Source organism: Nocardia sp. NPDC058499 (assembly GCF_042719915.1).
In the GTDB taxonomy this organism is placed as follows: domain Bacteria; phylum Actinomycetota; class Actinomycetes; order Mycobacteriales; family Mycobacteriaceae; genus Nocardia.
Genome location: NZ_JBHXMZ010000003.1, coordinates 376942 through 396404 on the forward strand (window position 1 = coordinate 376942; position 19463 = coordinate 396404).

Consider the following 19463-nt stretch of genomic DNA (forward strand, 5'->3'; position numbering starts at 1 on the left):
CACGAAGAGGTCTAGGATGGCGCGGGCTCGTCAGTGGGGTCGTCCGGGGCCCGGCAGCAGTGTTCGAGCCACAGTGCCGCGACCGCCAGCGCGATACCCGCGCCGCAGCCGATGAGGGCGCCCGGATAGTCCCCATCCGCGGCCCGCAGATCCCCGCGCTGCGGGAAGATCCACAGCAGGAACCCCAGCCAGACCCCGGCCACCAGCGAACCCACCTGCGCGGACGCCTTCGCCAGCGCCAACGCCCGGGCCACCGTGATCGGATGCAGCTGGCGCCGGTCGGCACCGATCTGGCTGTTGCTCACCCGGGCGCGGATATAGAACCCGAGTGCCGCCTCGAGCGCTGCCACCGGGTACAGCGAGGCCCCCGCGATCGTGGAGATCGGCGGGAAACTCCCGTAGGCGAGCCGGGTGGCCACCCAGGCGATAACGGCCGCGATCGCGATATTGGCGAGCAACTCCCGGATACGGGTGGGTTTCAGCCTCATATCGCCGTCGTCGCCGCCGTTACCGCGGGTGTTCTTATCGCTGCCCCCGGAGGTCATGGTGCGGCTCCCGCGGCGGGTAGCAGGGTGAGGCCGGTGCGGTGAACCCCCGCGACCTCGCCCGCGTCCAGCTTCGACAACAACTCCCGCACCGGGTGTCCGGTACCCGCGACGTCCAGCACGGCCTCCGGTTCCACGTCCAGCCACGGAACCAGAACGAAGGCGCGTTCGTGCGCGCGCGGATGCGGAAGCGTGAGGTCGGGGTCGGTACTGCGACAGGATCGCCACTTCCCGGCGACGTGTTCGGCGCAGGCAACGATATCCACGTCGAGGGTGCGGGCGCCCCAGCGCACCGTCCGCTCCCGGCCGGCGGCCTGTTCGAGTCGCTGCCCGTGCGCCAGCCAGGCCCGGCAGTCGTACGCCGGATCGTCGACGACCAGTACGGCGTTGAGGAAATCGTCCTGTTCCACACCGCCCCACGGGGCGGTGCTGTACACCGGCGAGACCGCCCGGACCCGCGCACCGAATCCGGCGACGACACCGCGCAACAGCGCGAGCCGATCCCCCATATTCGAACCGATGGACAGGACCGCGCGCGTCATTCGGCCCCCTGTTCCCGCCGGCCCGCGGTGACCACGCGGACATCGGTGAAACTGTGCGGGATCGGTGCGCTCGGTTTGTGCAGCACAACCTCGACATCGGCGACACCGGGAACAGCGCGCACCCGGCCGGCGATTTCGGCGGCCACGGTCTCGATGAGATTGCGCGCAGGCCCCTGCACGATCGTCACGGCAAGTTCTGCGAGCGCGCCGTAATCCACGGTCCGGGCGAGATCATCGGTGGCGGCCGCCGCGGAGATATCGGTCCAGACGGTGAGGTCGACGACGAATTCCTGCCCGTCCCGGCGTTCGTGTTCGAAAACCCCGTGGTAGCCGAAGACCCGCAGGCCACGCAGTTCGATCCGGTCCCCGGCCCCGGTGCTCACCGCGCGTCTCCCATCGCGCGGCGCCAGGCATCGGTTACCGCGATCGCGTCCTGCGAACCGCGCACATCGTGCACCCGGACCCCCCATGCGCCGTGCCAGGCCGCCAGCGCCGAAATCGTGGCGGTGGCGGTTTCCCGCCCGGCGGGCGGGCGTGGATCGTCGTTCTCCGCTAGCAGCGTACCCAGGAAACGTTTCCGTGAGGCCCCGATCAGCACCGGGAAACCGTCCGCGACGAAACTGTCCAGCGCGCCCAGCAGCGCCCAGTTGTGTTCGGCGTTCTTGGCGAAACCCAGGCCCGGGTCGAGAATGATCCGGGCCGGATCCACCCCCGCGGCAACCGCGTGCCGCACCTGGACCCCGAGTTCCGCCCGTACTTCGGCCACGACATCGTCGTAACGGTCGGCCGGGCCGGTATGCCGGTAATCGGCGGCCGCCCGCCAGTGCATGAGGATCCACGGAATATCGGCGGCGGCGACCACCCCGGCCATCGCCGGATCGGCCCGTCCGCCCGATACATCGTTGATCACCGACACGCCCGCCGCCATGGCCGCTTCCGCGACCACGGCACGCATGGTGTCGACGCTGGTGGGCACACCGGCCGCGACCAGCCCCGCGATCACCGGGACCACCCGTTCGACCTCGGTTTCCGGATCGACCCGCACCGCGCCCGGCCGGGTCGATTCCCCGCCCACATCGATGATGTCGGCGCCGGACTCGTAGAGCCGGACCCCGTGTTCGACGGCCCGGTCCGGGTCCAGATAGCGCCCGCCGTCGGAGAACGAATCACTGGTCACGTTCACGATGCCCATCACCACACACGACCGGCCCGGCCGCGGTTGCACCCCCGGCCGGGGCACCACACCGGTCAGGGTGGGGGCGGCGGCGGAACGCTGATCGCTCACTTGCGCAGAATCAGGTCGAGGGCCTCGGAGCGCGAGGCCGAATTGGTCTGCAACAGCCCGCGGACCGCGGAGGTCGTGGTACTGGCGCCGGGTTTACGGATACCGCGCATGGCCATGCACAGATGTTCGGCCTCGATCACCACGATCGCGCCGCGCGGATCCAGTTTGCGCATCACTGCGTCCGCGACCTGGCTGGTCAGCCGTTCCTGCACCTGGGGGCGTTTCGCGTACAGGTCGACCAGCCGGGCCAGTTTCGACAAGCCGGTCACCCGGCCGTGCGGGCCGGGGATATAACCGACGTGCGCGACGCCGTGGAACGACACCAGGTGATGCTCGCAGGTCGAGTACATCGGGATATCACGAACCAGCACCAGCTCCTGGTGCTCCTCGTCGAAGGTGGTGTTCAGCACCGCATCGGGTTCCACATACAGCCCGGCGAACATCTCCCGGTAGGCCCGCGCGACCCGCGCGGGTGTATCCAGCAGCCCGGGCCGATCGGGATTCTCGCCCACCGCGAGCAGCAACTCCCGTACCGCGGCCTCGGCGCGCTGCTGGTCGAACGGCTTTCCGGTATGCCGGGCGATCAGCTCCGGCGCCGGGCCACCGGTCTCGCCCAGTTCGGCGGGGATACCGGTCGTATGGCCGTTGGTCTGCTGATTGGCCGACATTCGAGGACACCTCCACAATCCGGGCGCGGCAGTAATGACCGGGCGCCGTCGGGTCCGAGCGTAATCGGCGCCTGACTACTGCCGGCCGTTCGGGCTGTCCCAGGAGTGCGGGCCGCCACGACCGGGCTCCTCGCCGGAACCGTAGCCGGGATCACCCTGGCCACGGTCGTACGGCGGGGTAGCGCCTTCGCCACGGTATCCGGCGGAGTTCGGGCCGGGATGGGCATGGTGCGGCTGCTCGGGAGGGGGGTCACCGTAACCGCGTTCGGCGGGCGGTGACTGCGGTTCCCGCGGCGGCCAGCCCGGGGCCGACCAGCCCGCAGGAGCACCGTAATCGGGCCGCGACCCCTGCGTGGCACCACGCGGATACGCGGGCGCGGGCTGCTGCGGAGCCGGGTAACCGGCCGGCGGCTGCCCGTATCCGGGCGGCGCGACCGGTGCGTCCGGGTATCCGGCGGGTTGCGGGAGGCTGCCCGCGGCCGCGGGGTCGGCGGGGGGAATACCGGCAGGGACCTTCGGCTCCGGCGGCCAGGGCTCACCGCGTTCGGCCGCGAGTTCGCCCGGCGTCTTCACCGGCGGTTTGTCCGACGGCACCCGATCACCGAAATCGTTGAACGCGGTGATCCGCGGCCGCTTCTGCACTGCACTGAGGATGACTTCCAGATCCTTGCGATGCAGGGTTTCGCGTTCCAGCAGCGCGGTGGCCAGCTCGTCGAGCACATCACGGTATTCGCTCAGGATCGACCAGGCCTCGGTATGCGCGGCCTCGATGAGGTTGCGGACCTCCACGTCGATCGCCCCCGCGACCTCGTGCGAATAATCCGAAGCGGTGCCCATGGACCGGCCCAGGAACGGATCGCCCTGCTCCTGGCCGTAACGGACAGCACCCAGGCGGGCACTCATCCCGTATTCGGTGACCATCGCGCGCGAGATCTTGGTGGCCTGGTCGATATCGGAGGACGCGCCCGTGGTGGGCTCGTGGAACACCAGTTCCTCCGCCGCGCGACCGCCCATTGCCATGACCAACCGGGCGATCATCTCGGAGCGGGTCATCAGGCCCTTGTCGTCCTCGGGGACGGTCATCGCGTGACCGCCGGTGCGGCCGCGGGCCAGAATCGTCACCTTGTAGACCGGTTCGATATCGGGCATCGCCCACGCCGCCAGGGCGTGACCGCCCTCGTGGTAGGCGGTGATCTTCTTCTCGTGTTCGCTGATGATCCGGCTCTTACGACGTGGCCCGCCGATCACCCGGTCCACCGATTCCTCGAGCGCGTCGCCGGTGATCGTGGCGCCGTTCTCCCGGGCGGTGAGCAGCGCGGCCTCGTTGATGACGTTCGCCAGATCGGCACCGGACATACCGACGGTGCGCTTGGCCAGACCGTCGAGATCGGCATCCGGCGCGATCGGCTTACCCTGCGAATGCACCCGCAGAATCGACCGGCGACCGGCCAGGTCGGGGTTGCTGACCGGGATCTGCCGGTCGAACCGGCCCGGGCGCAGCAGCGCGGGATCGAGGATATCGGGGCGGTTGGTGGCGGCGATCAGGATGACGCCGGTGCGGTCGCCGAAACCGTCCATCTCGACCAGCAGCTGGTTGAGCGTCTGTTCACGTTCGTCGTGCCCGCCGCCGAGGCCGGCGCCGCGCTGGCGGCCGACCGCGTCGATCTCGTCGACGAAGATGATGCACGGACTGTTCTGTTTGGCCTGTTCGAACAGGTCACGCACGCGGGACGCGCCGACACCGACGAACATCTCCACGAAATCCGAGCCGGAGATGGTGAAGAAGGGCACCCCGGCCTCACCCGCGACGGCCCGCGCGAGCAGCGTCTTACCCGTTCCGGGCGGACCGTAGAGCAGCACGCCCTTCGGGATCTTCGCGCCCAGCGCCTGATAGCGCACGGGACTCTGCAGGAAGTCCTTGATCTCGTAGAGCTCCTCGACCGCTTCGTCGGCGCCTGCGACATCGGCGAACGTGGTCTTGGGCATATCCTTCGACAGCTGTTTGGCCTTGGATTTACCGAAGCCCATCATGCCGCCGCGGCCACCGCCCTGCATCCGCGACATCACGAAGATGAACAGGCCGAGCAGGATGACCATCGGCAGCACGAACAGCAGGATCTGGGTGACCCAGCTCTCCTGTTTGACGACCGTGTTGTACGGCGCGCCGGACTCCTGAACGGCCTGGAAGATCTGCGACGAGGTGTCGCTACCGCCGGGATATTTGGCGATGATCTGATTCTGGCCTTCGGTGGCCTCGTTGCCGTTCCTCAGTTCGATCCGCAGCTGCTGCTCGCGATCATCGATCTGGACGTTGGCGACGTTCTCCTTGTCCTTCAGCTGCTCGAGCGCCACCGACGTATCGACGCTCTGCCAGCCGCGGGTGTCGTTGCCGAAGTAACTGAACAGATAGATCACGAGCAGAATGCCCGCGATTATCGCCAGGGTGCGAAACACTGTCTTGCGGTTCATAGAGCGTCGGCCGGGCGGCCAGTCCTTTCAGGCGTCTCCGCGTTTTGCCTAGCGATGCGTCGGTCTCGAGCGGCGCAACCCACTTCCGGGACCGCCCGGTGGGCGGATTCGGATGCGGACATGCCACGTTACCGCGTACGGTCTACTCGATACATCGCGCTTCCTGACTTATCGCAAGCGAGGAGTTCGGCTGGTGATGCAGTTCAACAGGTAAACGGCCGGAAAACCACGGTGGTTCCCGGCGTCGTGGTCTGTGATATCTCGTAGTGATCACAATCATGGCACGCCCGACCGATGATGATCGACGTACGACCCGAGCGCAGGGGGTATGGACATAGTCGAGTTACGGACACCCACAGCAATAGTTCGGCACGGCGAAGGACGTTTGGTAGTTCTTCGCCCGGAAGCCGACGGCGATACCGAGACCGACGGCGAGCGGGTGCTCGACGTAGCGGTCACCGACCTGCTGGAAGTGCGGCTCAGCCGGCGCGCCGACGATGCGGTCGTCATCGAGATCTACCTGCGTTATCCGACCCCGGTACTGGTCGGCGTGCCCGCCGACCGGACGCCACTTCCCGTGCTGATCGCCGAACACGACGTCCCCGCCGCCGCCGGGATCGTCTCGCGGATCAACGACCAGATTCTGGCCGCGCAGCGAATCGATATCTCCGCTCCGGCGCTGAACCCACCGGCCCCCGAGGTCACCGAACGGGGTCCGGTTCGCGCGGACGTCGACCGGGCCGTGGGCCGGATGTCGGTCACCGGGCGTGGCGAAGCGGCGCTGCACGATCTGCACAGCCTCGTCGACGGTGACGAGTACGTGCTGGAAACCGCGTATGTGATCGCCCATCCACCGGTCGGCGACGACGACGCCTGCCTGCTCACGGTCACCACGAAACGCCTGCTCCTCGCGTCGCTGAGCACGGACGAGCCCTACGCCCACGATCTGCCGATCCCGATGATCATGATGGCGCGGGCCACGGAGGAACCCGGTTCGATGGCGGGCGGGCTACGCGACGCGGACCGCCGCCCCATCATCGAGGTGCGCGACGGCAACACCACGATGTGCTTCACGGGGCTGGATCGCGCCGATACCGAGCGGATGACCTACGCCATCAACTTCGCCGTCCGGCTGATCGCCCTGGACGGTTCGGCGGGTCCGGCCGATCCGAGCGTCGCGCAGTTGTACTCCGAATGGGAACTGCTGGTGGAACGGCACTCGCTGGGAATGGTCGACGACACCCAGTTCCAGCGCTACGGCCGCGGCATCCTGCGCTCCCTGCCGGGTATCTGACGGCCGCGGCGAGAAGGCCGCGCGAGCCGAGAGGCACGCCGACGTCCTTCTCGCCGGGCTGGGCACAGGTCGCCGCCCCGGCGTCGATTGGGTTCGGCGATCTGCAACAGCGGGGTCGCCGACGCGGGGCGGGCCCGGGGCGCTATCGCACTACACCAGGTCTATACGACGCCAAGGGCTGGTCGGGCGTAGCCATAGTCGTAACAATTCGAGCCGGCGGTCCACCCCGCCGTCCTTGAGTTCGGCCAGGTCTTCACAGGCCTGCCAGTAGGTCCAGCCGGTGAGGTAGGCGTCGCCGAACTGGCGCCAGTTGCGGTATTTGCGCTGGGCCAGCGGTAGCGCACGGGCCAGATAGTCCCAGGCGACATCCGCTTCGATATAGCCGGCGGTATAGGCCATCCGGGCCACCGCGACCACCCGCGCCAGATCCCAGGCGTGGATATCGGCGGGCAGGGGGCGGGACAGATGATCGGTGAAACCGATTTTGATCGCTTGGGACCAGATGTCGTAGTCGCGGACCAGGGCTTCGGAATTGTCGATACCGCGGAACGAGGCAACCTGCCGGAGGAAGGCGCGGTGCCGGTCGGCGCGCTCACCGAACCGGTCCCGTTCGCTGGCGTTCAGTGAGGCGGTCACCAGCGGGTGGACCAGGGCGTAGAGCGGGGCGTGCATCCCTTCGAGGAGTTGTTCCATCGAGGCGCGGGCCTCGGTACCGTCGGTGATTCCCCAGGCTCCGGTGAGCGTGTCGATGGCCAGTTCGCGCCGGTCGCCCAGCGGATGGTCGCGTTCGGGGCCGAGCAGCAGTTCGTCGTGGAACGCGTCCCAGCGCGCCGAGTAGAAGGCGCCCAGCGACAATGCCCGCAAGCGGCCATCGTCGATCTGCGCGCCGGACCAATGGTCCTCCTCGCGCTTGTCGAGCTCCGGATAGGGGAAGGGGGTCGGCGTGGGCAATCCGGCAGCAGCCATACCGTGAGTGTAGGACCCCCGTCCGACCCCGGGCCGGTCAATGTGTTTTCACATTTTCGGCTTGTCCTGTCACGGCACCGGTTCCGGCGCTAATGTGCATTCATGTGTAGAAACATCACCGTCTTGCGAGGTCTGGAACCCGCCGCCACCGAGGAGGAGATCTACGCCGCCGCACAGCAGTATGTGCGCAAGGTCGGTGGCCTGTCCGGACTGAGTTCGGCCACCAAACCCGCGGTGGACAAGGCAGTGGCCGCGGTCGCCGAGGCAACCACCACCCTGTTGACAGAGTTGCCCGACCGGCGAGTTCCGCCCACCTCCGAACCGCCACTGCGCCGGTTGGCTCGGGAGAACCTGTAACCACGCACTACCGGGACGCCGCGACCGGGCGCGGTGGCCCCAGAGAAGCTGCCCCGCATCTATGAGATGCTGAGGCAGTTACCGGTGAATTGTGTCACGATCGGTGCTGTGCGCTGATCCACTGTGATCGGCCACCAGCAGTTCCAGCACGATGCAGTGGGAGAACAGCAGTGACCGATACCGAATCGGAACGACCCGATACCGAGCCCGCCACGGGCCGGCCCCCGGACGCGGATATCCGAGTCCTCAACCCCGCCACCGGCGAAATCGTCGGCAGCGTTCCCGATACTCCGGCCGAGCAGGTCGCAGCGCGAATCGCCGAACTACGCGAGCACCAGCGCGAATGGGCGGCCATCGGCGCGAACGGGCGCAAAGAATGGCTGCTGAAACTGCAGGACTGGATCATCGACAACACCGAGTCCCTCGCCGATGTCCTCCAGTCCGAAACCGGTAAGCCCCGGGTGGATTCCCTCATCGACCCGATCTTCGGCAGCGATCTGATCGGCTACTACGCCCGGCGCGCACCCAAATTCCTGGCCGACGAGCATCCGGCCCCGCACAGCCCGCTGGCCCGGGTGAAACGGCTGACCACGGTATTCGAACCGTATCCGGTGGTCGGCGTGATCACGCCGTGGAATTTCCCGCTGGCCATGCCGATCCTCGATGTGATCCCGGCCCTGGCGGCCGGGGCCGCAGTGATCTTGAAGCCGTCCGAGGTCACCCCACTGTCGGCCCTCGAACTGGCCCGCGGCTGGTCCGAGATCGGCGCGCCCCCGGTGTTCTCCGTCGTCACCGGAGCGGGCGCGACCGGTGCGGCAGTGGTGGACAACGCCGATTACATCCAGTTCACCGGCTCCACCGCCACCGGCCGCCGGATCGCCGCCGCCTGCGCCGCCCGCATGATTCCCTACAGCCTGGAGCTGGGAGGTAAGGACCCGGCGATCGTGCTCGCCGATGCCGATCTCGATCGCGCCGCGCACGGTATCGCGTTCGGCGGCATGTTCAACTCCGGTCAGGTCTGCATCTCGGTGGAACGGGTCTACGTCGAGGCCCCGGTATACGACGAATTCGTCGCCAAACTGACCGCGAACGTGAAATCCCTGCGCCAGGGGCGCGACGATCGCGTCCCCCGCAACGATGTCGGCGCCATGGCGAACGAGAGCCAGGTCGCGATCGTGTCCCGGCATGTCGAGGAAGCGGTGGCCGCGGGCGCGAAAATCCTGACCGGCGGTAAACGGACCGGCGAGGGCACGTTCTTCGAACCGACGGTTCTGGTCGATGTCGACCACAGCATGTCCTGTATCGCCGAGGAGACCTTCGGGCCGACCCTGCCGGTGATGAAGGTCGCCGACGAGGCCGAGGCCGTCCGACTGGCCAACGATTCGGTGTACGGCCTGTCCGCCTCGGTATGGACCGGCGACAAGGCCCGGGGCGAGCGGGTGGCGCGTGCGTTGAACGCGGGCGCGGTGAACATCAACGATATTTTCGCCAACCTGTTCAACTTCGCGCTGCCGATGGGCGGCTGGGGCGATTCCGGTGTCGGCGCCCGCTGGGGCGGGGCCCAGGGCGTGCGCAAGTACTGCAAGGCGAAGGCGATCACCACACCGCTGCTGCCGACACAGGAACGCGAGCTGACCTGGATGCCCTACGACCTGAACAAGATCCTGATCGGACTGGGCGCCATGCGGGCGGCCGGTGCGCGCGGTATGCGCCGGATCGACCTTCCCGCCCTGCTCCGACTCAAGGGAGACAAACGATGACCGGCACCGTTCCCCTCCGCGGCAAGGTTGTCGTGATCACCGGCGGCGCACGCGGAATCGGCCTGGCCACCGCCGTGGCGCTGGCGAAACTGGGCGCGAAGATCGCGATCGGCGATATCGACGAGAAAACGGTCAAGGAATCGGGTACCGACCACGATTTCGACCACTACGGCCGGCTCGATGTCACCGATCAGCAGTCGTTCACCACTTTCCTCGACGATGTCGAGCGCGAGCTCGGACCGATCGACGTACTGATCAACAATGCGGGGATCATGCCGACCGGGCGGCTGGTCGACGAATCCGATCAGATCACCCGCCGGATCCTGGACATCAACGTCTACGGCGTGGTCCTCGGTTCGAAGATCGCGCTGGCCCGGATGCTCGAACGCAGGCGCGGACACATCATTAATATCGCCTCGCTGGCCGGTGAGACCCACATTCCGGGCCTGGCCACCTACAACGCCTCCAAGCACGCGGTATTGGGTTTCACCGACACCCTGCGCGAGGAGTACCGCGGGACCGGCGTCGAATTCTCCTCGGTCCTGCCGACCCTGACCAGGACCGAACTCGGGTCCGGCGTCGCGGCGCCCAAGGGTCTGCCGGCCGCGGAGCCGGAGGATATCGCCGCCGCGGTGGTCCGGCTCATCGCCAAACCCAAGGCGAAGGCCCGGGTGACGCGGGCCGCGGGCGCCATGTCGGTTTTCGTGAACCTGCTACCGCAGTCGGTGGGCGATGCGCTGGGCCGCTCGATGGGGTCGGCGCAGACCTTCCTCGACGATGTGGACAGCGAACAGCGCAAGGCCTACGAGGAACGTATCCGCAACGACTGAGACGCCGAGCTTCGATCGGCCGATACACGCCGCGGTCCGCTACCGGCCCGCGGCGTTGTCGTCCGCGCCATCGGACGCCTATCGAAACACTATTGTGATCAATGTCACTTGACGTGCATAGTCGGGTAGAGGCCGCACGAAATCCGCCGCCGCGGCCGCAACCCCGACAGTCCGGCGACTTCATCACCCGAGGTGGGCACCCCATATTCCATGAAGAGCTCTACCACCGGAAACGCCCGGCGTTTTACGTCGTATCGCCCGCGATCGTCACACAGACCGCGCGGCGCGAAACCGATGATGCACATCACCGTGACACCGAATAAGCTGTCACTAACAAACCTGCCGACTGTTTCTGGGCCGCTATGCGGACCTTCCGAACATATTAGGGCTGGAAATTCAGCAACGATTCTGATAGCAAGGTGCTATGGACCCGCATTTGCGCGATCTGCGGTATTTCGTCGCCGTCGCCGAGGAACTGCACTTCACCAACGCCGCCCAGCGGTTGCACATCGCTCAACCGACACTGTCGCGTCAAATCCGGCAGCTGGAACGTCAGCTCGATGTGGTCCTGTTCGACCGCAACCAGCGCAGCGTCGCACTCACGGTGGCAGGTAAGGAATTGCTGGGCGGTGCCCGCAAGATCCTGGAACTCTGGGAAACCACCAACGGCTCACTGCAGGAAGCGGGCGAAGTACTACGCGTCGGCCTGCAATCGAACCTGGGCCGCGGCCTGCTCAACGACCTGGAAAGCGCCAGCGGCCACCGGCTCGCATTGCACCAGGCCTCCTGGACCGATCCGTCCAGCGGCCTGTCCGGCCGCCAAGCCGATCTGGCCCTGGTCTGGCTCCCGCTACCCGACCCCAACCGCTACCGCTGGCAGGTGCTGCGCACCGAGCGGCGCTGGGTCCTGCTCCCGGAAAACCATCCACGGGCAGGTCAGGAAATGATCGACTTCGCCGACCTGATCGACGAGCCGTTCATCGCGCTCCCCGCCGAAGCCGGCGCGGTCCGCGATTTCTGGCTGGGCAACGATGCCCGCAACGGCCGGGCGGCGAAGATCGGTGCGGAAGCCGCCACCCCGGAAGACCGGCTGGAAGCCGTCGGACTGGGACTGGGACTGTGCATGCTGGCCGAGAACAACGTGCCGATGTACCGGTGGCCCGGACTGACCGCGCGCCCCCTCACCGGGATCGCGCCGTGTGAACTCGCGGTCGCCTGGCGTACCGACGACACCAGGCCGACCATTCTGGAATTCGGCCAGCGGGCCGTCGCCGGAGGTTTCGCGGAACCACCCGCCATCCCGGCTTGAGTTTTCTGCGGCGCCTGCGGCGCCGCGGGGTTCGGCCCTTTTGGCGTGGTGCTTCAGCACCCGACACTCGCGCCTGCGGCGCATCGCATCGGGTGCTGAAGCACCACGCGGGCCGAACCCTTTGTGGGCCTCGCTGAACTCGGCACAACTGGTGGGCACGTTCGGTCGGGACGGCGAGCATGTTCGATCGGGAACTCGCCACCGGTGGGCACCTTCGTTCGGGGGCTCACCGCCCACCGCCGGGTCTCAGTCGGTTTCGCCGCCGTAGACGCGCGGGTGCAGGGTGCCGATATAGGGCAGGTCGCGGTAGCGCTCGGCGTAGTCCAGGCCGTATCCCACAACGAACTCGTTGGGGATATCGAAGCCCACATTCGCCACCTCGACCTGGGTGCGCAGCGCATCGGGCTTACGCAACAGGGTCACCACCTCGAGCGAGGCCGGGTTGCGGGTGGAGAGGTTACGCATCAGCCAGGACAGCGTCAGGCCCGAATCGATGATGTCCTCGACGATCAGCACATTACGACCGGCGATGTCCTTGTCCAGATCCTTCATGATGCGCACGACGCCGGAGGACGAGGTGGACGACCCGTAGGACGAGACGGCCATGAACTCCAGCTGGGTCGGGATGGGTAGGGCCTTGGCGAGGTCGGTCATGAAGAAGATCGCGCCCTTGAGTACTCCGACCAGCAGCAGATCCCCCTCCGGGGCATCGGCCGGGTACCGCTTGGAGATCAGTTCGGCCAGCTCGCTGACCTTGGCCTCGATTTCTTCCTCGGTGATCAGGACCGAAGCGATATCGTCCCCGTACACGTCAGCTGGTTTCCCTTCGGTTTCGGCTCACCCGGTCGCGCGGGCAAGTGTCAGCCTGCCATGCTCGCGGACGACGACCAACCTGGTCCCCCGCTCTCCCCCACTCACCGCGACCCCGCCCTGGCCGTGCCAGGCGACTACAAGATCGTCCACCGCCCGGAGGTGTGCGCCTGTCACCACCCGCACTCCGCAGGCCAGCAGCCAGGCCCGCACGGTCCGGCGCCGCACTGCCGGGGCCGCGTCGGCGAGTACCGCGCAGGACAGGCCCGAGCCGCCGAATTCCGCCCGGACCAGCAGTTCGGCAGCGAACTCGTCGAGTGCGGCGTTGTCCTCGCGTAACAGTTCGGCGGTACGGGACAGCGCGAGGGCCGCGCTACCACCGAGCACATCCTCCAGGAGCGGCAGGACTTCGGTGCGCAGGCGGACACGGGTGAATTCCAGGGAAAGATTGTGTGGATCCTCATACGGCACCAAACCGAGGTCCGCGCAGAACTGCCGGGTGGTCTCCCGCCGGACATTCAGCAGTGGCCGGCCCCATGGTTCGTCGAACGGCGCCATCCCCTGGATCGAGCGTGCTCCGGAACCGCGGCCGAGTCCGAGCAGCACGGTCTCGGCCTGATCGTCGAGCGTATGCCCGAGCAGCACCGGCAGGTCACCGCACGCGTGGTCCAGTGCGCTGTAGCGGGCGGTGCGTGCGGCCGCCTCCATACCGCCGGGGCCGTTCACTTCGACCGGCAGTACGCGCACCGATCGACAGCCCAGCGCTCGCGCGGTGGCCGCCGCCGTCGCCGCGACCTCGTCCGACCCGGCCTGCAACCGATGGTCCACGACCAGCGCGTCCACCGTCGCCGCCTCGGCGACTGCCGCGGCCGTCAAAGCGAGCGAATCGGCGCCACCCGACAGGGCCACAGCCACCGTCGATTCCGCGGGCCGGAAGCGCGTCAGCCAACCCCGGACGGCGTGCCGCAGAGCCAGAACCGCGGGTGTCTCGGGTAACCGGACCGGCTGTGTCGCGGCGCTGTGCCCCGGCACCGACTCCGGGGCCGCAAGGTCCGGGCCGCCCTCGGTCTCGTTGTCCACTCCATCGCTTCCGTGTCATGGCGCTACCTTTCGGCGTCGCCGGTTCGGGCCTGGCCACCTCGATTCTTCACCTGCCGGTTACTCGCCCCTGCCAAGGGGCACACGGCACACCACCATGAACGAGCGAAAATCACTCGACTGCGCTGGCCGGGCAGACCGTCCGGTAAGGGCGGGCTGTAATTTTGGAGCCGCTCTGTGATTTTGGAGCCGCTCCGCGGCTCGAGGGTGGGGCCCTTATAGGCCCGGTTCTTCACTCCTCCGCTCCTCCGCTTCGCTCCCCCGCTCCGTCGCTCCAGAACCGGGCGGGCCCCACCCCGGGGAGAGGCGGGCCTTGACGGGGCGGTGTGTTGTCTTGTCGGCGCCGAGGGGGGCGGAGTCGGGGCTTTCGTCTCTGGCTCCTCCGGCCGGAGGTCAGTCCAGGACCCGGGTGATCCAGCGGCGTGGGTCGTCGATCTCCTCGGCGCGCGGCAGGGTATCGGCATCGGTCCATATCGCGTTGAACTGCTGCATACCGACCGTGGCGACCACCTCGTCGACGAAGGCCTTACCGCGCACATACTGTGCAACCTTCGCGTCGATTCCCAGCAGTGCGCGCAGCAGGCGCTGGACAGGGTTGGCGGGCCGGGTGCGCCGTTTGTCGAAAGCCGCCCGGATCTGCTCGACCGTGGGCACCACACTCGGGCCGACAGCGTCCATCACATGGTCGGCGTGCCCCTCGAGCAGGGTGCCCAGCATCAGCAGCCGATCCAGCGCCTCGCGCTGCGCTGGCGGTTGGGTGGCGCGCAGCAAACCGACCACGCCGCGCGAATTCGGATCGTCGGAGGCCTGGCCGCTGCGCCGCAGCTTGAGTTCGGTGATCAACCGTCCCAGCATCTCCGAGGTCGCCTCGTCCTCGATATCGCCGAGCACCTCGACGTTCTCGCGCATATAGCCGGACAGCCACGGGGACGCCGAGAACTGCACCCGGTGGGTCACCTCGTGCAGGCAGACCCAGAAACGGAAATCCGCCGGCGTCACACCCAGCGCCCGCTCGACACCGACGATATTCGGCGCCACCAGCAGCAGGGTGCCGTCCGGGCCGGTGAACGGGTCGTACTGGCCGAGGATCGCGGTGGACAGGAAGGCGAGCATGGCGCCCACCTGCACACCGGCCGGTTTACCGGCGAGCGCGCCACCGCGGTCCGCCGTTCCCGTTCCGGTGAGCAGCGACATGGAATCGGCCGCGGCACCGATCCAGCCGGGGCGGTCGACGATCCGCGCGGCGGGCACCGGCTGATCGTCGAGCAGACCGGTCACCGCGCGGACCGGTGCCTCGGCCCGCACCGACGCGTCGGCGAGTTCGGCCACGGCCTGCTCGGCGGCGAGCCGGGAGGTTCGTGGCCCGGCCGGTACCAGCGCCGACCCGGTACGGGCGGCCCAACGCCAATCCACCGCACCCGAAAACGTGCGCCGCTCGCTACCGGTATCGGGTGAGCCGTTATCGGCCGACTCGGGCGCGCCGGGCCCGCCCGGACCTTGTCGAATCGTCATGCGCCCTCCAGCCGTCAGGAACATCCACAGTTGCGCAGCGTGGTCGCGACGGCGTCCAATGCGGGCCGGCTGACCTCCGGCGGCCGATCGCTCGACATCAAGGTGAAGGTCAGGACCCGGCCATCACGATCCAGCACATACCCGGCCAACGTACTGGCCACCGACAGAGTTCCGGTCTTGGCGCGCACCCACCCCGCGCCGCCCTGGTTCTGCGTGACATAACGACCGGCCAGCGAACCGGTACCGCCGGCGACCGGCAGATAGTCGAGCAGCGGGACCAGCGCGGCGGTCAGGGACTGCTCGGGGTCGGCGGGTTCGGATTTCGACCCGGCACCGGCACCGGCACCGAGCGGCGGTAGCACCGGATTCGGTGCGGTGCTCGCCGGCTCCTCCTCCGGTCCGGGGCCGGCGGCGGTGGCCAGGATTCGATCCAGCACCCGCGCCGGAATCCGGTCGTCGGTCGACAGGCCACTGCAATCGTGCATGGTGACGCCGCTCAGATCGAAACCGTGCTCGGTGAGCACCGCGGCGACCGCGGCGGCAGCGCCGTCGAACGATGCCGGATGGCCGGTGGCCTGCGCGACTTCCCGGCCGATCGTCTCGGCCAGCACGTTGTCCGAGTGCACCATCATGTCGCGCAACCGGTCGCGCAGCGGCGCGGACGCCACCTCGGCCAGTCGCTTGGTGCCCTGCGGCGCGCTGCCGATCCGCACCTTCGCCGGATCGAGGCCGAGTTCGGTCGCCAACCGCCGGCCCACATCCAGCGCCGGAGTGCCCGAACGTGGCGAATACTCGACCAGCGGATCCAGCCGGCCACCGTCGAGCATGACCGGTTCCAGAGGGGCGATGGAACCGCCGCCGATATCGATCGGATCCCAGCCCCGGGCCATCGCCGGGCCGGTGTAACGCGAGATATCGACCACAATGGTGTCGGCCCGCACATCGGCGTTACGCACCTGATTCGCGAGGTCGGCCAAGCTGGCGGCCCCCGGGTAGTAGCCCTTCCCGCCGGGTTGCGCGGTCAGCGTGGGATCGCCGCCGGCGACGAGCACGATCTCGTTCGGCGCCGCACCCGCCACCACCCGGGTCTGCACCCGCTGATCTGCGGGCAGGGTGAGCAGCGCGGCGGCGGTGGTCATGATCTTGGCCGTCGACGACGGCACACGCGGTTCGTCGGCGCGGGAATTCCACAGCACGGTGCCGGTCTCGGCATCGGTGACCGACCCCGCGAAACCACCCAGGTCAGGATTGGCGGCCACCGGGCCGAGGGCCGCCGCGACCCCGGCAGCGCTGGGCACCGGACCGGTATCGGGCGCCGGCCGGACATCCGGAAGCACCCGGACCGGGGCAGGCGGCGCCGCGACGGTGAGCCCACCGTGCCGGAATTCCGGAGTCCACGGTTGCAATACGACCGCCAGCACCACACCCGCGCCCACCAGCCCCACCAGGACGGTGATCAACCACGCCCGCAACCCACGGCGCCGGCGTCCTGCCGACCCGTCCATCCCGCTGCCACCCTGCCAAACCACGCTGCCGCCGTCTCCCTCGTACCTGTCCGTGGCACCGGACCCCGCCGAACCCATGTGCCGCCGACAACCCTATCGGTGTTCCGCTACCGTTCTCGGCGAACAACCGGGTGCGCCGGCCGGCGCCGGCCACCACGGTGCATCGTGAGAGCAGCGGAAGGAGCTGGCGTGGAGTTCGACGTCACCATCGAGATCCCCAAGGGGTCGCGCAACAAGTACGAGGTCGACCACGAAACGGGACGGGTCCGGCTCGACCGGTTCCTGTACACCTCGATGGGCTACCCGGCCGACTACGGCTTCATCGAGGACACCCTCGGCGAAGACGGCGACCCGCTGGACGCGCTCGTACTGCTGCCGGACTCGGTGTTCCCCGGCGTCATCGTCGAGGCCCGCCCGGTGGCCATGTACCGGATGACCGACGAAGCGGGCGGCGACGACAAGATCCTGTGCGTACCCGCCGGAGACCCGCGCTGGGACCATATCCAGGACCTCGCGGACGTTCCGGAGTTCGAACTGGCCGCGATCAAGCATTTCTTCGAGCGGTACAAGGACCTCGAGCCCGGCAAGTACGTCAAGGGTTCGGAATGGGTCGGGCGCGCCGAGGCCGAGACCGAGATCGAGGCTTCCTTCCAGCGGCTGAAGGACAAAGGCGGGCACTGAGTTTTCGGCGCGCGATACCTACCCGATCCGAATGTGGGAGGGACCGACGTCGCGGGACATCGAAAACCGATCGGTCAGTAGCACCGACCTCGGAAAGTTCAGCCCCGAACCGAACGAACGCAACCACGGCGGCGCCGAGTCCAGCGAGGCCCTGAAAGGGTTCGGCCCGTCCATGCTTTCCGCCCGCGAGACAATGCGGCGCAGCCGCGAGTATCGCGGGCGGAAAGCATGGACCTAAAGGGCCGAACCCCGCGCGCGCCAGCGCGCCAAAAACACAGAACCTTCACGAACAAGCCCGCATAGACCCTTCACGGTCTGTGCAGCAGTGAGCATGTATCGACCGGAGCTGGGGGTTCAGACCGCCGGCCTCCTTACCGGCCCTTGTAGTCGGGAGTGCGCTTCTCGAAGACCGCCTGGATCGCTTCGGTGAGGTCCTCGGAGGGGAGGAAGGCGGCGTTCCAGGCGGAGACGTAGCGCAGGCCTTCGGTGACCGCGGCGGCGTTGCGCTGGCCGAGGACGTCTTTCACGCCCTGGACCACGAGCGGCGGGTTGGCGGCGATTTCGCGGGCGGTCGCGTGGGCGGCTTCCAGCGCCGCGTCCTGGTCCGGGTAGACATCATTGACCAGGCCGATCTTCTCAGCGCGGGCGGCATCGATGTCCTTGGCCGTGTAGGCGAGTTCCCGCAGGTGGCCTTCGCCGATGATGCCGGGCAGCCGCTGCAGCGAACCCACATCGGCCACGATCGCGACCTTGGCTTCGCGCAGACTGAATTTCGCCTCGGCGCTGGCGTAGCGGATATCCGCGGCGGAAATCAGGTCGAGGCCGCCGCCGATGCACCAGCCCGAGACGGCGGCGATCACCGGTTTACGGCATTCGGCCACCGCGGTGATCGCGTCCTGCAGGCGCCGGATCTCGCCGAGGAAATCGGTGCGGGGAGCGGCCAGGGCGCGGTCGGCCATCAGCGGGCCGAAGGTGCCGCTCATTGCGGGCAGGTCGAGACCGTAGGAGAAATGCTTACCCGAACCGGTGAGTACCACCGCCCGGACCTCGGGGTCGGCGTCGAGACCGCGGAAGATCTCCGGCAGTTCCCGCCAGAAATCCGGGCCCATGGCGTTTCCTTTACCCGGGCCGGTGAGCGTCACCCGGGCGACGCGGTCGTTGGTTTCGACGGTGAAAGCCTGCCAATCTGTCATCGGTCCAGACTAATGCCCGTTCCCTACCGGCCCAGGACTGCTGGGCGGGTCTGTCCACTCGCCGGGACGGCCTGGACGGTCATCGGATAAACGGCGGCGCAGGAGCCGGGTTCGCCTTACTCTGTGGCCATGCGCAGGTCGCTTCCACCGATAACCTGCCGGGTCTCGGATACTTTGATAGCGCGCGGACACCACGGTCTGATCGTCACCGTCCCGGAATCCGCGGCCGGTCCCGCGGCAACCGCGCACGCGATGGAGGTGGCACGGGGGGCATTGGTGCAGGCACAGGTCTTCCTGCTGGGCGACGATCCGATTCTGCTGCTGGTTTCCGCGGCGCATCGGGTGGACGCCGCGCGTACCGGGGCACGGCTCGAGGGTGAGCTCGTTGCGGCGCCCCCGCATCTCGCCGTCAAGTACACCGGACAGCTGCCGGGCAGTATTGCGCCGGTGGGCCATCCCGCGAACCTGCCCACCTGGGTGGACAGCACGCTGTCCCGGTTCGGGGAGCTGGTGGCGGCCGGCGGCTATCCGGGCGCGGTTTTCCGCACCTCCTACCCCGAACTCCTCCGGATCACCGCCGGCCTCTCCCTCGATGTGGAGTGATCCGGAAGGACCTCCCACCCAGCGGACCACCCCGCA

Annotated in this window: 19 protein-coding genes; 7 read left to right on the top strand and 12 right to left on the bottom strand. The window is 68.0% G+C overall.

What is annotated here, in order from left to right:
• Positions 1–11: 11 nt before the first annotated feature.
• From ACFWPH_RS11965 to ftsH, 6 genes are all read right to left on the bottom strand, one after another.
• Entirely contained in the window at positions 12–488 is a 477-nt protein-coding gene (locus ACFWPH_RS11965) for a DUF3180 domain-containing protein (RefSeq protein WP_378750692.1), read from the bottom strand.
• 53 nt (positions 489–541) lie between these two features.
• Positions 542–1087 carry a 2-amino-4-hydroxy-6-hydroxymethyldihydropteridine diphosphokinase gene (gene folK / locus ACFWPH_RS11970; protein ID WP_378750131.1) on the bottom strand — a complete coding sequence of 182 codons (546 nt, stop codon included), beginning with the start codon at positions 1085–1087 and terminating at the stop codon, positions 542–544.
• Positions 1084–1470 (bottom strand): dihydroneopterin aldolase, encoded by a 387-nt coding sequence (gene folB / locus ACFWPH_RS11975; protein WP_378750133.1) that lies wholly within the window; start codon positions 1468–1470, stop codon positions 1084–1086. Before folB ends, folK begins: the two co-directional genes overlap by 4 nt.
• On the bottom strand, positions 1467–2279 hold the full coding sequence (gene folP, locus ACFWPH_RS11980; protein WP_378750694.1) for a dihydropteroate synthase: 813 nt from the start codon (positions 2277–2279) through the stop codon (positions 1467–1469). The genes folB and folP overlap by 4 nt, the downstream gene beginning before the upstream one ends.
• Positions 2280–2368: 89 nt before the next feature.
• Positions 2369–3040 carry a GTP cyclohydrolase I FolE gene (folE, locus tag ACFWPH_RS11985; RefSeq protein ID WP_033243963.1) on the bottom strand — a complete coding sequence of 224 codons (672 nt, stop codon included), beginning with the start codon at positions 3038–3040 and terminating at the stop codon, positions 2369–2371.
• A gap of 75 nt (positions 3041–3115) precedes the next feature.
• The gene (gene ftsH / locus ACFWPH_RS11990; protein WP_378750135.1) at positions 3116–5509 is read right to left on the bottom strand and encodes an ATP-dependent zinc metalloprotease FtsH; all 2394 of its coding nucleotides are present in this window, start codon (positions 5507–5509) and stop codon (positions 3116–3118) included.
• A 385-nt stretch (positions 5510–5894) separates the two neighbouring features.
• Between ftsH and ACFWPH_RS11995 the strand changes: the two genes are divergently transcribed.
• Positions 5895–6803, top strand: coding sequence for a hypothetical protein (locus ACFWPH_RS11995; RefSeq protein WP_378750137.1), 909 nt, complete (start codon positions 5895–5897; stop codon positions 6801–6803).
• Between the two features lie 150 nt (positions 6804–6953).
• Here the strand turns inward: ACFWPH_RS11995 and ACFWPH_RS12000 are convergent, their stop codons facing one another.
• Positions 6954–7769: a DUF1266 domain-containing protein gene (locus ACFWPH_RS12000; RefSeq protein WP_062972037.1), complete on the bottom strand. Its 816-nt coding sequence runs from the start codon at positions 7767–7769 to the stop codon at positions 6954–6956.
• 102 nt (positions 7770–7871) lie between these two features.
• Here ACFWPH_RS12000 and ACFWPH_RS12005 point away from each other — a divergent pair, with 102 nt between their 5' ends.
• The 4 genes from ACFWPH_RS12005 to ACFWPH_RS12020 all read left to right on the top strand — a co-directional run bounded on the left by ACFWPH_RS12005 (position 7872) and on the right by ACFWPH_RS12020 (position 12025).
• Complete coding sequence (locus ACFWPH_RS12005) at positions 7872–8126, top strand: DUF2277 domain-containing protein (protein WP_378750139.1); 255 nt, start codon at positions 7872–7874, stop codon at positions 8124–8126.
• A 170-nt stretch (positions 8127–8296) separates the two neighbouring features.
• The gene (locus tag ACFWPH_RS12010) at positions 8297–9886 is read left to right on the top strand and encodes an aldehyde dehydrogenase family protein (protein WP_378750141.1); all 1590 of its coding nucleotides are present in this window, start codon (positions 8297–8299) and stop codon (positions 9884–9886) included.
• Positions 9883–10716, top strand: coding sequence for an SDR family oxidoreductase (locus ACFWPH_RS12015; RefSeq protein WP_378750143.1), 834 nt, complete (start codon positions 9883–9885; stop codon positions 10714–10716). The genes ACFWPH_RS12010 and ACFWPH_RS12015 overlap by 4 nt, the downstream gene beginning before the upstream one ends.
• A gap of 424 nt (positions 10717–11140) precedes the next feature.
• Complete coding sequence (locus ACFWPH_RS12020; protein ID WP_378750145.1) at positions 11141–12025, top strand: LysR substrate-binding domain-containing protein; 885 nt, start codon at positions 11141–11143, stop codon at positions 12023–12025.
• A 246-nt stretch (positions 12026–12271) separates the two neighbouring features.
• Here ACFWPH_RS12020 and hpt read toward each other — a convergent pair whose 3' ends face one another.
• The 4 genes from hpt to ACFWPH_RS12040 form a co-directional block, all read right to left on the bottom strand.
• Entirely contained in the window at positions 12272–12835 is a 564-nt protein-coding gene (gene hpt / locus ACFWPH_RS12025) for a hypoxanthine phosphoribosyltransferase (protein ID WP_033243957.1), read from the bottom strand.
• Positions 12836–12862: 27 nt separating this feature from the next.
• Positions 12863–13810, bottom strand: coding sequence for a tRNA lysidine(34) synthetase TilS (gene tilS, locus ACFWPH_RS12030; RefSeq protein WP_378750696.1), 948 nt, complete (start codon positions 13808–13810; stop codon positions 12863–12865).
• Positions 13811–14326: 516 nt separating this feature from the next.
• Positions 14327–15445 (bottom strand): zinc-dependent metalloprotease, encoded by a 1119-nt coding sequence (locus tag ACFWPH_RS12035; protein ID WP_378750147.1) that lies wholly within the window; start codon positions 15443–15445, stop codon positions 14327–14329.
• A gap of 14 nt (positions 15446–15459) precedes the next feature.
• Positions 15460–16950, bottom strand: coding sequence for a D-alanyl-D-alanine carboxypeptidase/D-alanyl-D-alanine-endopeptidase (locus ACFWPH_RS12040; protein WP_378750698.1), 1491 nt, complete (start codon positions 16948–16950; stop codon positions 15460–15462).
• Between the two features lie 189 nt (positions 16951–17139).
• Between ACFWPH_RS12040 and ACFWPH_RS12045 the strand changes: the two genes are divergently transcribed.
• Entirely contained in the window at positions 17140–17631 is a 492-nt protein-coding gene (locus ACFWPH_RS12045; RefSeq protein WP_378750149.1) for an inorganic diphosphatase, read from the top strand.
• Between the two features lie 371 nt (positions 17632–18002).
• Here ACFWPH_RS12045 and ACFWPH_RS12050 read toward each other — a convergent pair whose 3' ends face one another.
• Positions 18003–18824 carry a crotonase/enoyl-CoA hydratase family protein gene (locus tag ACFWPH_RS12050; protein WP_280462475.1) on the bottom strand — a complete coding sequence of 274 codons (822 nt, stop codon included), beginning with the start codon at positions 18822–18824 and terminating at the stop codon, positions 18003–18005.
• Positions 18825–18953: 129 nt separating this feature from the next.
• On the opposite strand from ACFWPH_RS12050, the gene ACFWPH_RS12055 reads away from it, so the two are divergent.
• The gene (locus ACFWPH_RS12055; protein ID WP_378750152.1) at positions 18954–19427 is read left to right on the top strand and encodes a YbaK/EbsC family protein; all 474 of its coding nucleotides are present in this window, start codon (positions 18954–18956) and stop codon (positions 19425–19427) included.
• Positions 19428–19463 lie beyond the last annotated feature (36 nt).

Coding starts and splice junctions, on each gene's coding strand:
- ACFWPH_RS11965 (WP_378750692.1), bottom strand. CDS start 488: ATGAGGCTGAAACCCACCCGTATCCGGGAGTTGCTCGCCAATATCGCG.
- folK (WP_378750131.1), bottom strand. CDS start 1,087: ATGACGCGCGCGGTCCTGTCCATCGGTTCGAATATGGGGGATCGGCTC.
- folP (WP_378750694.1), bottom strand. CDS start 2,279: ATGGGCATCGTGAACGTGACCAGTGATTCGTTCTCCGACGGCGGGCGC.
- folE (WP_033243963.1), bottom strand. CDS start 3,040: ATGTCGGCCAATCAGCAGACCAACGGCCATACGACCGGTATCCCCGCC.
- ftsH (WP_378750135.1), bottom strand. CDS start 5,509: ATGAACCGCAAGACAGTGTTTCGCACCCTGGCGATAATCGCGGGCATT.
- ACFWPH_RS12000 (WP_062972037.1), bottom strand. CDS start 7,769: ATGGCTGCTGCCGGATTGCCCACGCCGACCCCCTTCCCCTATCCGGAG.
- ACFWPH_RS12005 (WP_378750139.1), top strand. CDS start 7,872: ATGTGTAGAAACATCACCGTCTTGCGAGGTCTGGAACCCGCCGCCACC.
- ACFWPH_RS12015 (WP_378750143.1), top strand. CDS start 9,883: ATGACCGGCACCGTTCCCCTCCGCGGCAAGGTTGTCGTGATCACCGGC.
- ACFWPH_RS12020 (WP_378750145.1), top strand. CDS start 11,141: ATGGACCCGCATTTGCGCGATCTGCGGTATTTCGTCGCCGTCGCCGAG.
- ACFWPH_RS12035 (WP_378750147.1), bottom strand. CDS start 15,445: ATGACGATTCGACAAGGTCCGGGCGGGCCCGGCGCGCCCGAGTCGGCC.
- ACFWPH_RS12040 (WP_378750698.1), bottom strand. CDS start 16,950: ATGGACGGGTCGGCAGGACGCCGGCGCCGTGGGTTGCGGGCGTGGTTG.
- ACFWPH_RS12050 (WP_280462475.1), bottom strand. CDS start 18,824: ATGACAGATTGGCAGGCTTTCACCGTCGAAACCAACGACCGCGTCGCC.
- ACFWPH_RS12055 (WP_378750152.1), top strand. CDS start 18,954: ATGCGCAGGTCGCTTCCACCGATAACCTGCCGGGTCTCGGATACTTTG.